Origin of the sequence: Desulfurivibrio alkaliphilus AHT 2 (assembly GCF_000092205.1) — a bacterium.
In the GTDB taxonomy this organism is placed as follows: domain Bacteria; phylum Desulfobacterota; class Desulfobulbia; order Desulfobulbales; family Desulfurivibrionaceae; genus Desulfurivibrio; species Desulfurivibrio alkaliphilus.
In genome coordinates this window covers 119,788-134,636 of the sequence record NC_014216.1, presented here as the reverse complement: position 1 = coordinate 134,636, position 14,849 = coordinate 119,788, and the positions used below count along the sequence as shown (strand labels likewise).

Annotated in this window: 13 protein-coding genes and 1 tRNA gene; 11 read left to right on the top strand and 3 right to left on the bottom strand. The window is 60.1% G+C overall.

Annotated elements, in window-relative coordinates; genetic code table 11:
• Positions 1–38 precede the first annotated feature (38 nt).
• Both nspC and DAAHT2_RS00600 read right to left on the bottom strand, forming a co-directional pair.
• Positions 39–1,214 carry a carboxynorspermidine decarboxylase gene (gene nspC / locus DAAHT2_RS00605; RefSeq protein WP_013162357.1) on the bottom strand — a complete coding sequence of 392 codons (1,176 nt, stop codon included), beginning with the start codon at positions 1,212–1,214 and terminating at the stop codon, positions 39–41.
• A gap of 2 nt (positions 1,215–1,216) precedes the next feature.
• Positions 1,217–2,404 (bottom strand): saccharopine dehydrogenase family protein, encoded by a 1,188-nt coding sequence (locus tag DAAHT2_RS00600; protein ID WP_013162356.1) that lies wholly within the window; start codon positions 2,402–2,404, stop codon positions 1,217–1,219.
• Between the two features lie 158 nt (positions 2,405–2,562).
• On the opposite strand from DAAHT2_RS00600, the gene DAAHT2_RS00595 reads away from it, so the two are divergent.
• A tRNA-Lys gene (locus DAAHT2_RS00595) sits at positions 2,563–2,638 on the top strand.
• Between the two features lie 336 nt (positions 2,639–2,974).
• Here the strand turns inward: DAAHT2_RS00595 and DAAHT2_RS00590 are convergent.
• A complete protein-coding gene (locus DAAHT2_RS00590) occupies positions 2,975–3,772 on the bottom strand; it encodes an SIR2 family NAD-dependent protein deacylase (protein ID WP_013162355.1) in 798 nt (265 codons plus the stop codon).
• 231 nt (positions 3,773–4,003) lie between these two features.
• Between DAAHT2_RS00590 and DAAHT2_RS00585 the strand changes: the two genes are divergently transcribed.
• From DAAHT2_RS00585 to DAAHT2_RS00540, 10 genes are all read left to right on the top strand, one after another.
• Entirely contained in the window at positions 4,004–5,386 is a 1,383-nt protein-coding gene (locus tag DAAHT2_RS00585; RefSeq protein WP_013162354.1) for an alginate export family protein, read from the top strand.
• A 133-nt stretch (positions 5,387–5,519) separates the two neighbouring features.
• Positions 5,520–7,340, top strand: a complete 1,821-nt coding sequence (iorA, locus tag DAAHT2_RS00580; protein ID WP_013162353.1) for an indolepyruvate ferredoxin oxidoreductase subunit alpha — start codon at positions 5,520–5,522, stop codon at positions 7,338–7,340.
• Positions 7,337–7,924, top strand: coding sequence for an indolepyruvate oxidoreductase subunit beta (locus tag DAAHT2_RS00575; protein WP_013162352.1), 588 nt, complete (start codon positions 7,337–7,339; stop codon positions 7,922–7,924). The genes iorA and DAAHT2_RS00575 overlap by 4 nt, the downstream gene beginning before the upstream one ends.
• 39 nt (positions 7,925–7,963) lie before the next feature.
• Positions 7,964–9,265, top strand: a complete 1,302-nt coding sequence (locus tag DAAHT2_RS00570) for a phenylacetate--CoA ligase family protein (RefSeq protein WP_013162351.1) — start codon at positions 7,964–7,966, stop codon at positions 9,263–9,265.
• 17 nt (positions 9,266–9,282) lie between these two features.
• On the top strand, positions 9,283–9,714 hold the full coding sequence (locus DAAHT2_RS00565; RefSeq protein ID WP_013162350.1) for an ACT domain-containing protein: 432 nt from the start codon (positions 9,283–9,285) through the stop codon (positions 9,712–9,714).
• Between the two features lie 33 nt (positions 9,715–9,747).
• Positions 9,748–10,893, top strand: a complete 1,146-nt coding sequence (locus tag DAAHT2_RS00560) for an ABC transporter substrate-binding protein (RefSeq protein WP_013162349.1) — start codon at positions 9,748–9,750, stop codon at positions 10,891–10,893.
• A 134-nt stretch (positions 10,894–11,027) separates the two neighbouring features.
• Complete coding sequence (locus DAAHT2_RS00555) at positions 11,028–11,918, top strand: branched-chain amino acid ABC transporter permease (RefSeq protein WP_013162348.1); 891 nt, start codon at positions 11,028–11,030, stop codon at positions 11,916–11,918.
• 4 nt (positions 11,919–11,922) lie between these two features.
• Positions 11,923–13,029 carry a branched-chain amino acid ABC transporter permease gene (locus DAAHT2_RS00550; RefSeq protein WP_013162347.1) on the top strand — a complete coding sequence of 369 codons (1,107 nt, stop codon included), beginning with the start codon at positions 11,923–11,925 and terminating at the stop codon, positions 13,027–13,029.
• Positions 13,016–13,786 (top strand): ABC transporter ATP-binding protein, encoded by a 771-nt coding sequence (locus DAAHT2_RS00545; RefSeq protein ID WP_013162346.1) that lies wholly within the window; start codon positions 13,016–13,018, stop codon positions 13,784–13,786. The genes DAAHT2_RS00550 and DAAHT2_RS00545 overlap by 14 nt, the downstream gene beginning before the upstream one ends.
• Complete coding sequence (locus DAAHT2_RS00540) at positions 13,779–14,504, top strand: ABC transporter ATP-binding protein (RefSeq protein ID WP_013162345.1); 726 nt, start codon at positions 13,779–13,781, stop codon at positions 14,502–14,504. The genes DAAHT2_RS00545 and DAAHT2_RS00540 overlap by 8 nt, the downstream gene beginning before the upstream one ends.
• Positions 14,505–14,849 lie beyond the last annotated feature (345 nt).

Genomic DNA, 14,849 nt, shown 5'->3' with positions numbered 1-14,849 from the left:
CGACTGGTCAGTTATGATATTGCGATAGTGGTACTTATTCAGGACAAACGGTTGCGGTAATCTTCGTATCCGAAACGGCGGATGACCTTCAGGTTGTCGGTGGCGGGATCATAGGTGGCGATACTGGGCAGGCGCACGCCGTTGAAGGTGGTGTTCTTGACCATGGTGTAGTGGGCCATGTCGCCGAAGACCAGGCGTTGGCCGGGGGTTAGCGGCTCGGGGAAAGAGTAGTCGCCGATAATATCGCCGGCCAGGCAACTCAAGCCGCCCAGGCGGTAGGTGTGGGGGTACTGGCCCGGTTCGCCGGCCCCGAAGATGTGGGGCCGGTAGGGCATTTCCAGCACATCGGGCATGTGGGTGGCGGCCGAGGTGTCGAGAATGGCAATGCTGATCTCGTTTTCCACGATGTCCAGCACCCGGGCCACCAGCACCCCGATATTGAGGGCAATGGCCTCGCCGGGCTCCAGATAGACCTGCACCCCGTAGCGCTGCTGGGTTTCGTCGATCAGCCGGCAGAGCAACTCGCGGTCGTAGTCGGCGCGGGTGATATGATGGCCGCCGCCGAAGTTGAGCCACTTCATGCCTTGAACAAACCGGCCGAATTTTTCGTTGAAGGCGGCCAGGGTACCGGCCAGGGCGTCGGCGTTTTGTTCGCACAGGGCGTGGAAATGCAACCCTTCAATAGCAGGGGCAAGCTGTTCCGGGCCCGCAAGCAGTTCCGGGCGAAAATGCTCGCGGGTGACCCCCAGGCGGGAATAACGGCCGCAGGGGTTGTAAAGGTCCACCTCCACCTCGGAATACTCCGGGTTCACCCGGATACCGCAGGAAATTTGCCGCTGGTGGGCCGCCACCTGCCCTTGGTACTGCTGCCACTGGCTGAAGGAGTTGAACACCAGGTGGTCGGCATAGCCCAGCATCTCGGCAAAGTCCTCCTCCCGGTAGGCCGGGCAGTAAACATGGACCTCGCCGCCGAACTCTTCGGCGGCCAGCCGGGCCTCGTCCAGCGAGCTGGCGCTGGCCCCGGGCAGCACCGCCCGAATCTGCGGGAACAGGCTCCACATGGCAAAGCCCTTGAAGGCCAGGATGATTTTAGCCCCGGTACGGCGCTGCACCTCATCCAGCGCCGCCAGGTTGGCCGCCAGCTTGCCGGTATCGCAGACATAGCAGGGCGAGGGCACCCGTTCAACAAAGGGAAATGGGGAAGTTGCCGCCACGCTTACAGCTCTTTGACCTGCCAGGGCAGCCCGTGCTGGTTGAGCTGTTCCATGAAGGGGTCGGGGTCAAGCTGCTCCATGTTGTAAATGCCGGGCTTTCGCCACACGCCATTGACCATCAGCATGGCCCCGATCATCGCCGGCACCCCGGTGGTATAGGAAACCGCCTGGCTGCCCACCTCACGGTAGCATTCTTCATGGTCGCAGTTGTTGTAGATGTAGATCTTGCGGGGCTTGCCGTCCTTGACCCCTTCCATGATGTTACCAATGCAGGTCTTGCCCTTGGTACGCGGCCCCAGCGAGGCGGGGTCGGGCAGCAGGGCCTTGAGAAATTGCAGGGGCACAATCTCCCGGCCTTCAAACATCACCGGCTCGATGGAGGTCATGCCGACATTGCCCAGCACCTCCAGGTGTTTGAGATACTGCTCGGAAAAGGTCATCCAAAAGCGGATCCGCTTGAGCCCCTTGATATTTTTCACCAGCGACTCCAGCTCCTCGTGGTAGAGCAGGTAGGCATCTTTAGGGCCGATGCCGGGGAAGTCAAAAACCCATTTTTTCTCCATGGGTTCGGTTTCCACCCACTGGCCGTTTTCCCAGTAGCGCCCGCGGGCGGTCACCTCGCGGATGTTGATCTCCGGGTTGAAGTTGGTGGCAAAGGGGTAACCGTGGTCGCCGCCGTTGGCGTCCAGGATGTCGATGTAGTGGATCTCATCGAAATAATGTTTGGCCGCGTAGGCGCAAAAGACGTTGGTCACCCCGGGGTCGAAACCGCTGCCCAACAGGCCCATGATGCCCTTGTTGCGATAAGATTCGTCAAAGGGCCACTGCCTGGAATAATCAAAGCAAGGGTTGTCCTCGGATTCGTAGTTGGCGGTATCCAGGTAATCCACCCCGCATTCCAGGCAGGCCTCCATAATGGTCAGGTCCTGATAGGGCAAGGCCAGATGCAGCACCATCGCCGGCTTTACCTTTTGCAGCAGCGCAACCAGTTCCGACTTTTGCCCGGCATCCACCTGGGCCACTTCTATCTCGCGGCCGGTGCGCTGCTTGACTGAATCACGGATGGCCTCACACTTGTCCACACTCCGGCTGGCCAGCACAATTTCGCTGAACACCTCCGGAACCTGGGCACATTTATGGGCCGCCACGCTGCCCACCCCACCTGCGCCGATAATCAAAACCTTCGCCATAACTGAAAACCTCCTGCAAATTTGCGCCTGTTCAGGCTATCGCACTTAAAATATTATTTTTGTATCATTGAAGCAGCCAAGCAGCACGACAATCATCCTTGACGGCCGGCCGGCGGTATGCTAAATAACTCTTTTTTGCGGCTTGATCAGCCCCAATGGGGCCGTTAGCTCAACTGGTAGAGCATCTGACTCTTAATCAGCAGGTTCGGGGTTCGAGTCCCTGACGGCCCACCAGCAAAAGCAAGGGGTTGCGGAAGATTCCGCAGCCCCTTTTTTTATGCCCGGCTCCAATCTGGCGCCCCCGCCCAATGCCCTTCACTCCTTTTCGCTGCAAAGCATAACACACGGCGGGCCGTTGACTCAATAACAACCTGTCGCGGCTCGGTGGCAACGTCAAAGTCGCCGGGAAACTGGACGGGGGCGCAAAACCCGGTAGCGACGGGTTCGCCCGCCGCCGGGCGCATGGATGCGCAGGAGGCGGCGGGCGCCTCGGAGGCGGGCAGGATGCCCGCCGAGAATGAGTCGATACCGGGTTTTGCGGCCCCACCCCGGTGCCACAACCAATGACTGTTACCCTGGTCGCGGCGCCGATCGACTGCAACCGGTGACCGGCGGCCAGCCGTCGGTGGTTCGGCGTTTGAGTTCGGCCACCAAGGCCGGGATGATCTCACCGGCCCGACCCTGCAGCAGGATATCTGTTAACTCATCGGTGAGCCGGGTTTTTTCGGGGTTGATTTCGACAATCGTGGCACCATGCTCTTTGGCCAGCCGCGGCAACATGCTGGCCGGCGCCACCTCTGCCGAGGTACCGATCACCAGCAGCACCCGAGCCAGGGAGACCAGGTCATGGGCCTGGGCCAGTACCGGCGGCGGGATTTCCTCGCCGAAGAAGATCACCTCCGGCTTCAGCACCTGGCCGCAGACGCATTTGGGCGGCACCGCCTGGTTGCTTACCTCGGCCCGGCTGTAGACCGCATGGCAGGCCAGGCAGGCCAAGGTGGCGGCGTTGCCGTGAAACTCGATTACCCGCTGCGAGCCGCCGGCCTGGTGAAGGTTGTCCACGTTCTGGGTAATCACGAATTGCAGATAACCCAACCGTTCCAACTCCGCCAGTCCCAGGTGGGCCGGATTGGGCCGGCTGCGTACCAGCAGCCGATCCATCTCGGCCAGCATCCGCCAGACCTTGTGCGGATCCTGCCGGAAGGCCTCGATGGTGGCATATTCGGCGGGGTTGAAGCGGGCCCACAGCCCGCCGGCACTGCGAAAGTCCGGAATACCGGACTCCACGGAAATTCCCGCCCCGGTAAGCGCCAGGGTAAACCGGGAGCCGGCCAGAACCTCAGCCGCTTTTACCAAAGAAGTATCCATCACACCTCGCCAAAACAGCCTAAAATGAAACGTTTAATATTTTTACCACAATTCCCACCACCCCTTTCAAAGACTCATGCAAAACAATTATTGCCGGATAATCAAGCTCTTATTTTTGACTTTGCAAAAAATTAAATCCGTGTTAAGAAGCCTTCTTGATTTGTTATTGAACAGTAATTCAACCGTTTGCATGACACCAACCATTATCCAGGAGGGAGGAGGGAGCGCGTAATGATTAAAAAAATTTCTACCTTGGCTTTGGCCGGACTGGTCGCCTGGCCGGCCCTGGCGGCGGCCGACACCGACCGCATTGCCGAGCTCGAGGGCCAAATGCAGGCCATGCAGGCCGAAATCACCGAGCTGAAGCAGCAGGACGAGAGCGGCAAAGGGGGCCTAAGCTCCGACCAGTTGAGTATGGGCGGCGAAGTAATCTTCCGTGGCTACCGGATTCGCAATGTCTGGACTTTTGACGACGACAACAAAGGCGACGACCGCGACGCCTTCCGGCTCAAAGGCAGCCTCTGGGCCAACTACCAGGCCACCGACGACGTCAGCGTTCGTATTCAGTTCACCAACCAGAGTTGGGGCGAAACCGATGACGCCGGTGACAACGTTGACAACAAGGTTTTTCTCGATAACGCATACATACAGGCCAACAACCTGTTCGGCCTGCCGGTGGACGCCACCCTGGGCCGCCAGAACTTGATTTACGGCAGCGGTTTCGTGATCCTTGACGGTCAGTCCCAGTACGGCTCAACTTCCATCTACTTTGACGGCATCAAGCTGCGCTTTCACTTAACCGACCTGGTCAGCCTGGACGCCATCTACATGAAAGACCGGGAAAACACCCCAGGGCATAGCGTAAGAGACGATATCACCCTGGCCGGTTTCTACCTGATCAACCAGGAGTGCCCGCTCACCGGGATGCGCCAGGAGCTGTACGCCCTTAACCGTAAAGATGAGACCCTGGACAAAGATATCTGGATGTACGGCGCCCGGTTCTCTGACCGCCTGCAAAACGGCCTGGACTACTCCCTGGAGGGCGCCATCCAGAGAGGTGACGCCACCAAAGATGTCGACCAGAAAGCCTACGGCATGAAACTCGATGCCGGTTACACCCTGCAAAACACCGCTTTCACTCCCCGGTTTTATGCCAACTACTCATACCTCAGCGGTAACAAACGGGGCACTGACGACAACGAGCAGTGGGACGTATTCTACGGCGGCTGGCCGCAGTGGGGCGACCTGCTGGCCTGGAAATATCTCAATGTGCCTCCCAACAACCTCAATCAGGCATACAGCAGCTTTGGTGACTACAGCGGCGTAACCGGCGAGGCCATCTATTCCAACCTGCAGATAATCACCGTTGGCGCCTCGGCCCAGTTAACCCCGAAACTTTCGGCCAACCTCTCCTATTCCGATCTTTCGTTCAACCGGACCGACCCCGGGGTAGACAAGGATTTTGGCGACTATTATCAGGCCACTTTCAGGTATCAATACACCCCGCAGTTGAGCTTCGGTCTTTACGCTGCCATGCTCGAGCCGGGTGACGCTTTCGAGGACAACGACGACAGCGCCACCGAGGTCTTCTGGGAGGTTGCGTACCGTTTCTAGTACTGCAAAAAGTGCATCCATCATTACTTGGAAGCACCTTGTTCAGCTTAAACCGGCAAAGGGTGGGGGCGACCAGGTTGCCCTCACCCTTTTGTCTAAAGACAAACTTGTTATCAGACTTGAGGAAAAAACCTTGACCTCGCAACCATCCGCCCCGGAGAAACTCTGGCTTTCAGGCAACGAGGCCCTGGCCCTGGGGGCCCATGAGGCCTCGGTGAAAGTGGCCTCCGGCTACCCCGGCACCCCCTCCACGGAAATTCTGGAAAACGTCGTCAACTATTCGGAGATCTACACCGAGTGGGCCCCCAATGAAAAGGTGGGACTGGAAGTGGCCATCGGCGCTTCTTTTGCCGGCGTCCGGGCGTTAGCCACCATGAAGCACGTGGGCCTCAACGTGGCCGCCGATCCGCTTTTTACCGCCTCCTACACCGGGGTGCGCGGCGGGCTGGTCATTGTGGTGGCCGACGATCCCTCCATGTACAGCTCGCAGAATGAGCAGGACAGCCGTAACTACGCTTATGCCGCCAAGCTGCCCATGCTGGAGCCCGCCGACCCGGGCGAGGCCAAGGATTTTTTAAAAATCGCCTACCATCTCAGCGAGGAATACGACACCCCGGTGCTGCTCCGCAGTTGCACCCGGGTATCCCATGTTAAGGGTATCGTCACCTCCGGTCAGGTGGAAAGCTCCGCCCTGACCCCCGGTATCGAACTTCTGCCCGCCAAGCTGGTGATGCTGCCGGCCAACGCCCGCAACCGGCGGGTGGAGGTGGAAAAGCGCCAGCAGCGCCTGCGGGAGCTGGCGGAAACCAGCGAACTGAATCGCATCGAGCCGGGAGACAACAAGATCGGCTTTATCGCCGCCGGCACCTCTTACCTCTACGTTAAGGAAGCCTTTCCCGAGGCCACGGTGCTCAAGCTGGGCCTGGTCTACCCGCTGCCGGAGCAACTGATTCGCGACTTTGCCGCCCGGGTGGAAAAGCTTTACGTGGTGGAAGATCTCGACCCCTTCCTGGAAACCCGGATCAAGGCCATGGGGATTGCCTGCATCGGCAAGGAAGTGATTCCCGCCATCGGCGAATTGACCCCCAGTGTGGTCCGCCGGGCCATAACCGGCCAGGCCCCGGCCGATTTGTTCGAACCTGTTGAACTGCCGCCGCGGCCGCCCAACATGTGCCCCGGCTGCCCCCACCGGGGGCTGTTTTATAACTTGAACCGCCTCAAGGTCTTTGTTTCCGGCGATATCGGCTGCTACACCTTGGGCTTTCTGCCGCCCCTGTCGGCCATGGACGCCTGCGTTTGCATGGGCGCCAGCGTCGGCATGGCCCACGGCATGGACAAGGCTCTGGGCGAAGAGGCCCAAGGGAAGGTAGTGGCGGTGATCGGTGATTCCACCTTTCTCCACACCGGCCTCAACGGCCTGATCAACTCGGTCTACAACAAGGGCTGCTCCACCATTATCATCCTAGACAACCGGATCACCGGCATGACCGGCCAGCAGCCCAACCCGGCCTCGGGCACCACCATCAACTACGATCCGTCCCCCACCATCGATTTTCCCGAGCTCTGCCGGGCGGTGGGGGTCAAGCATGTGCGCACCGTCAACCCCCACGAGATCGAGGCCACCTACCAGGTGCTGAAAGAAGAGATCGCCCGGCCTGAGGTTTCGGTGGTGATCACCCGTTTCCCCTGCGTGCTCACCGTGGACGAAAAGAAGCGGCCCAAAAAGCCCTTCCACAGCGTGACCGAAAACTGCACCGGTTGCACCATGTGCCTGCGGCTGGGTTGCCCGGCCATTAACTGGCAGCCGCTGACCCCGGAAGAGGCCAAAGCCATGGGCAAGAAGGAAAAGCAAAAGGGTTACGCCCTGATCAACGAAGATATGTGCATCGGTTGCGGCCAGTGCTATGAGCTGTGCAAGTTCGAAGCCATCAGCAAAGAGGAGGTGAGCCGATGAACCAGGGTAATATCCATTTTGTCGGGGTGGGCGGCCAGGGGATTCTGCTGGCCAGCGAGATGACGGCGTATGCACTGATTAACGCCGGTTTCGACCTCAAAAAAAGCGAAGTACACGGCATGGCCCAGCGGGGCGGCTCGGTGGAGGCCCATCTACGTTTCGACCAGACCAGGGTCTATTCGCCGCTGATTGAGCCGGGGACGGTGGATTTTCAGTTGGCCTTTGAAACCATGGAAGCGGCCCGTTACCTGCCCTACCTGAACCGGAACAGCAAGGTAATCGTCAACACCCAGCGGATCATGCCCCCCTCGGTGGCCACCGGCAAGGCGACCTACCCGGACAACTGCCTGGACGCCCTTACCAGGCAAGGCATTGCCGTGATCCCGGTGGACGCTTATGCCATCGCCAAGGAATTGGGCAACATCAAGGCCGCCAACGTGGTCCTGGTGGGGGCCCTGTCCACCTTCCTGCCTTTACCGGCCGAGGCCTTCCATGAGGTAATCGCCACCCGGCTGCCGGCCAGGATCCAGGAGGTCAACCTGCAGGCCTTCAAGGCCGGGCGGGCGGCGATTGAAAAAGATTAAAAAAAATAAAAAAAATAAGCAGCCAGTGGAGAAGTTGCCATGATCTGGAACGAGCAAGCCGAAACCATGCCCCGGGAAGAGCTGGAAACCATCCAGCTCAGACGGCTGCAGAACACCGTGGCCCGGGTTTATGCCACCGTGCCCTACTATCGCCAAAAGATGGACCAGGCGGGGGTTTCCCCGGGCGATATCCGCTCGCTGACCGACATTAAGCGCTTGCCCTTCACCACCAAGGAAGACCTGCGGCAGAATTACCCTTTTGGCCTTTTCACCGTACCCATGGAGCGGATTGTCCGCATCCACGCCTCCTCCGGCACCACCGGCAAACCCACGGTGGTGGGTTACACCAAGCGCGACCTGGGCCTCTGGGCCGAACTGATGAGCCGGACCCTGGCCGCCGCCGGGGTCAGCCACCGGGATATCGTACAAAACGCTTACGGCTACGGGCTGTTCACCGGGGGCCTGGGCGCCCACTACGGGGCGGAAAACCTGGGCTGCGCGGTGATCCCCATCTCCGGCGGCAACACCAAGCGCCAGATCCAGATCATGCAGGATTTCGGCACCACGGTGCTGCTCTCCACCCCCTCCTATGCGTTGAACATCGCCGACACCATGGCCGCCATGGGGGTTGACCCGGCGGATCTCAAGCTGCGGGTGGGGGTCTTCGGGGCCGAACCCTGGAGCGAGGCCATGCGGGCGGAAATTGAAAGCCGGCTGAAGATCAAGGCCATCGACATTTACGGCCTGTCGGAGATCATCGGCCCGGGAGTGGCCGCCGAATGCCGGGAAGAGCAGCGGGGGCTGCACATCATGGAAGATCATTTCCTGCCGGAAATCGTCCATCGTGACACCTTCGAGCCGCTGCCGGTGGGCGAGGAAGGGGAACTGGTCTTTACCACCCTGACCAAGGAAGCCTTCCCGGTGATCCGTTATCGCACCAAGGATATCTCCCGACTGATCCCCGATGTCTGCACCTGCGGCCGCAGCTTCCACCGCATGCCCAAGGTCACCGGCCGTACCGACGACATGATGATCATTCGCGGGGTCAACGTCTTCCCCTCGCAGATCGAAGAGGTTATCATGGCCATCGAAGGGGTGGAGCCCCACTACCAGATCATCGTTACCCGCCAGGGTTCGCTGGATAACATCGAGGTGCAGGTGGAGGTCAGCGAGGCGATCTTCTCCGACCGGGTCAAGGAACTGGAAAACCTGCAGAAGAAGCTGCAGGGCAACATCAAGGACCTGCTGGGGATCAGTTGCAAGGTCAGCCTGGTGGAACCCAAAAGCATCCAGCGCAGCGAAGGCAAGGCGCAAAGGGTGATTGATCAAAGAAAAATTTAAGCCGGGAGGACTGTGGAATGAAAATTCGCCAGATCACCATCTTTTTGGAGAACAAGTCCGGCCGGCTGGCCGATATCACCGCCACCCTGGCCAAGCACGGCATCAACATCCGGGCCCTGTCGCTGGCCGACACCGCCGATTTCGGCATCCTGCGGCTGGTGGTCAGCGATACCGACCAGGCGGCTAAAGCGCTGAAAGAAGATAACTTTACCGTCGGCATCACCGAGGTAGTGGCGGTGGCGGTACCCGATCAGCCGGGCAGCCTGGACTCGATTTTGAAAGTGGTGCAGCAGGCCCAGCTCAACGTCGAATACATGTACGCCTTCACCCAGCACAGCGGGGAAACCGGGCTGCTGCTGTTCCGCTTCGACGACCCGGACAAGGCCTGCCGGGTACTGCAGGAGAACGGTTGCAAACTGCTGTCCGACGAAGAGGTTCACAAGCTTTAGAGCGCTTCAACATTAAACAACGGAGGGAAAGTTATGAAAAAATTGCTGCTGACCACCATCATCGCCCTGGCCATGCTGGGCTTCAGTGCGGTTGCGGCGGTGGCCGAAACCATCAAGATCGGCGCCATCCTGGCGGTTACCGGCGGCGCCTCCTTTCTGGGCGCCCCCGAGGCCCGGACCCTGGAGATGCTGGCCGAGGAGCTCAACGAACAGGGCGGCATCAACGGCAAGAAGGTTGAGCTGATCATTCGCGACTCCGCCGGCAGCCCCGAGCGGGCGATGTCTTTTACCCGCCAGCTCATTGAGGAGCAGCGGGTCTTTGCCATCATCGGCCCCTCCACCAGCGGCGAGACCATGCGCATCAAGCAGATCGCCGAGGGCGGCCGCACCATCCTGATCTCGCTGGCCGCCGCCGAGGCCATCGTCAACCCGCTGGCCCGTTATGTTTTCAAAACCCCCCAGAACGATCGCTTTGCCGCCATGCAGATCTTCAAGACCATGAACGACATGGGCATCAGCAAGATCGCGGTGGTCAGCGGTAACACCGGCTTCGGCCAGGCCGGCCGCAATCAGATCGCCCAGATCGCCCCGGATTACGGCATTGAAATTCTGGAAAACGAGGTTTATGACAGCCGCGCCACCGATCTTTCGGCCCTGGTCACCCGGCTGATGTCCAACCGCGAAGTGGAAGCGGTGGTCAACTGGTCCATCGTGCCGGCCCAGGCCATCCTGGCCCGCAACATGCGCCAGGCCGGCTGGGAGGTTCCCCTCTTCCAGAGCCACGGTTTTGGCAATATCCGCTACGTCGAGGCTGCCGGCCGCGCCGCCGAAGGGATTATCTTCCCCGCCGGGCGCCTGCTGGTGGCCGACGTCTTGCCTGCAGATCACCCGCAAAAAGAGGTGCTGGTCACCTACCAGGAAAATTACGAAGCCCGCTTCAACGAGCCGGTTTCCACCTTCGGCGGCCACGCCTACGACGCCTTTCATATCCTGGTGCGGGCCATCGAAGAGGCCGGCACCGACCGCGAGGCGGTCCGCGACGCCATTGAAAACATGCAGGGTTTTGTCGGTACCGGCGGGATTTTCAACTTTTCGGCCACCGACCACAACGGCCTGGATATCGACGCCTTTTCCATGCTGACGGTAAAAGACGGCCAGTTCGTTAAACTCGAACAATAAATCAACCGGATAGCAAAAGCGCCGCTGCCGGAAGTCTTGATTCCCTCCGGCAGCGGCGGCTTTGTGCCTGCCCCGGCACTATTCGCCGCCGCTATTTTCATCGCCACCGGCCACCAGGGTACCAACCACCAAACATGACCGTCGAACTCTTTATTCAATACTTCTTTGCCGGCATCACCTATGGCATCATCTATGCCATCGTGGCCATCGGCTTCAATATCATCTACAACACCACCGGGATTATCAATTTCGCCCAGGGTGAGTTCGTGATGCTGGGCGGGATGATCTCCATTTCGCTGAACGCCTTTTTCCCTCTGCCCCTGGCCATTGCCGGGGCGGTGCTGATTACCATGATGGTGGGCGCCCTGGTGGAGGTCTCCTTTATCCGCTGGTTGAAAAGCCCCTCGGTAATCAGGATGATCATCATCACCATCGGGGTGTCGATCCTGATCCGGGAAATCGCACTCCATATCTGGGGCGAGAGCGTGCGGGCGCTGCCCTATTTCCTGGGCGACGAAATCACCACCATCCAGATTCTGGGAGCCCGGATCTCGCCCCAAGTGCTGTGGATCATCGGGGTCTGCACCATCATCGTGATCGCCCTGAGCCTCTTTTTCCGCTATACCATGCACGGCCAGATGATGCGGGCCTGCGCCGCCAACCGCACCGCCGCCACCCTGTGCGGGATCAGTGCCAAGAACATGGTCACTTTCTCCTTCATGCTCTCGGCCGGCATCGGCGCCCTGGCCGGGGCGGTGATGAGCCCGGTCACTTACACCGAGTACGACATCGGCACCGGCCTGGCCATCAAGGGCTTTACCGTGGCCATCCTGGGGGGGCTGGGCAACAGTATGGCGGCGGTGGCCGCCGGTTTGCTGCTGGGGCTGCTGGAGGCCTTCAGCGTCACCGTGGTGCCGCTGGCGTACCAGGACGTTATTGCCATCACCATCCTGCTTCTGATCATCTTTATCCGGCCCCACGGGCTGTTCGGGCGCAAGGACGCGGCCGGGTTAAAGGAGTTTTAAGGCCATGAAGCATCTGTTACCCATCAGCCTGCTGCTGGCCACCGTGGTCCTGATCCAACAGCTTACCCTGTGGACGGACACCCAGTTTTACCTGACCCAGCTCACCATGACCGGCTATTACTCGCTGCTGATCATCGGCCTGTGTCTGCTGCTGGGTTACGCCGGGCAGATTTCCCTGGGTCATGCCGGTTTCTTTGCCATCGGCGGTTACACCTCGGCGGTGCTTACCACCCGCGATTTCAGTTTGCACCTGGACCACCCGCTGCTGGTGGTCAGCGACCGGCTGGGGTTGCTGATGAGCCGGGCGGACTACTTCGGGGGCGAGATCATCCACTTTCACCCCTGGGCCGCCGCCGCCCTGGCCCTGGCCGCCACCATGATTATCGCCTACCTCATCGGGGTGCCGGTGCTCAAGCTCAAGGGCCACTACCTGGCCATGGCCACCCTGGGTTTCGGCATCATCATTTACCGGGTGGCACTGGCCAGCCCGATCTTCGGGGAGGCCGACGGGATCTTCGAGGTCCCGGCCTTTCCCCTGCTGGCCGGGCTGAGCATCAGCGGCGATTTCGGCAGCCGGGTCAGCAACTACTATATCGCCTGGGTACTGGTGGCCATCACCATGTTCCTGCTGCTCAACCTGATTAACTCCCGGGTGGGCCGGGGGCTGCGGGCCATCCATGGCTCGGAGGAAGCGGCCAACGCCATGGGGATCAACACCGCCAGCTACAAACTGCGCACCTTTATCCTCAGCGCCGTTCTGGCCGCCCTGGCCGGAGTCTTCATGACCCATTACAGCTCCGGCATCGGCCCCAGCGAGGCCGGGGTAATGCAGTCGGTACGTTACGTGGCCATTGTCGCGGTGGGCGGCATGGCCAACCTGTGGGGAGCGCTGACCATGGGGGTGGGCCTGAACTTCATGTCGCTGCGGGGCATGTTCGGCACCTACGACGAAGCGGTGTTCGGGCTGATCCTGATCACCATCATGCTTTTTGCCCCCCAGGGTCTGCTGCGACTCAGCCTGTTTAATCAACTTAAGGATCTCCTGCTGCCGGCGTCCCTCAAGGGCCGACTGAGCAAGCCAGGCCGGAAAGAAGAAGATGGCACTGCTTGAAATAGACAACCTCTGTAAACGCTTCGGCGGCCTGCACGCGGTCAGCGAGGTGAGTTTCGCGGTGGAGCCGGGGATTATCAAGGCGGTGATCGGCCCCAACGGCGCCGGCAAGACCACCCTCTTCAACCTGATCGCCGGTTCCCTGCCGGTTACCTCCGGCCAGGTCAGCTTCGAGGGTAAGACCATTACCGGCAGCAAGCCCTACCAGATCGCAGAACAGGGGATTAGTCGCACCTACCAGAACATCAAGCTCTACCACGGCATGACGGCGCTGGAAAACGTGATGATCGGCCGCCATGTCCGCAGCTCCGCCGGTTTCATCGCCGGCATGCTGAACCTGCCCGGCACCAGAAAGGAAGAGCGCGAGATCCGCGATTACTGCATGAGCCTGCTGGAGATGCTGGAGGTCGGCCACCTGGCCGACACCGAGGCCACCAGCCTTTCTTTCGGCCAGCAGCGGACGGTGGAAATGGCCCGGGCCCTGGCCCTTGAGCCCAAACTGCTGCTGCTGGACGAGCCCGCCGCCGGGCTCAATATCTATGAAACCGCCGAGGTGGGCCGACTGATCAGCAAGATCAACCAGCAGGGGATTACCGTACTGCTGGTGGAACATGACATGTCGCTGGTGATGGAGATATCCCATGAAATCGTGGTGCTCTCCTTTGGCCGCAAGATCGCCGAAGATGAACCGGCGGCCATTCAGCAGGACCAGGAAGTGATCAAGATTTACCTGGGGGAGGCCGACGACGATGCTTAAGGTCCGCAACCTGGAAGCCGGCTACGGTAAACTGCGGGTACTGAAAAGAATCTCGCTGCATGTCAACCCGGGCGAAATCGTCACCCTGATCGGCGCCAACGGTGCCGGCAAGACCACCCTGCTTTCCACCATTACCGGCCTGGTACGGGCCAGCGCCGGCGAAATTCTGCTCCAGGATCGTGAGATCAGCCGTGAAAAACCGGAAAAGATTGTGGCCATGGGCTGCTCTTTAGTGCCGGAAGGCCGCCAGGTGTTTGTCACCATGACGGTCCAGGAAAATCTGGTGATGGGCGGCTACATCCAGCACAAAAAGGGCAACCGGGCCTTTATGCAGGAATTGGACAACATTTATCAGCTCTTCCCGGTGTTACAAGAGCGCCGGGAACAGCTGGCCGGCACCCTCTCAGGGGGTGAGCAGCAAATGCTGGCCATGGGCCGGGCTTTAATGGCTCAACCCTCACTGATCATGCTCGATGAACCCTCCACCGGCCTGGCCCCCTTGATTGTTAAAAATATTTTTGAGATCATTACCAGGATGCGGGAAAACGGCAACACGGTGCTGCTCATCGAACAGAACGCCAAGGCGGCCCTGAAAATCGCCGACCGCGGGTATGTGCTGGAAACCGGCAAGATTATCCTGGAAGGCCCGGCCGAGGCCCTGCTGGCCAACCGCGACGTGCAGAGAGCTTATCTGGGCCGCGACCTGGGGCAGTCGTAAAACGCCCGGCAGCACCGCATCTTCGAGCGATCAGCACCGGCAATATAGCGCTGCTATAATCGCCGGTGCTGCTTGCTCGAATCTACGGCACTGCCGAACGTTTTACGACTGCCCCGCATGAAGTGTATAACCAGGGCAATTTCCTGTCGTGGGTTCCGGGGTTGGTCGCCTGCCGGGTGGTGCGGGTTCGGCCGGGGCCGGGAGGGCATGGACGCCCGGAGGCCCCGGCCGCCTCGGAGGCGGGCAGGATGCCCGCCGAGAATGAGCACCACCCGGCAGGCGACCAACCCCCATACGGGCACCGCTTGGATACCGAAGAAACAAGTCATTATGCGAGGACAAGGC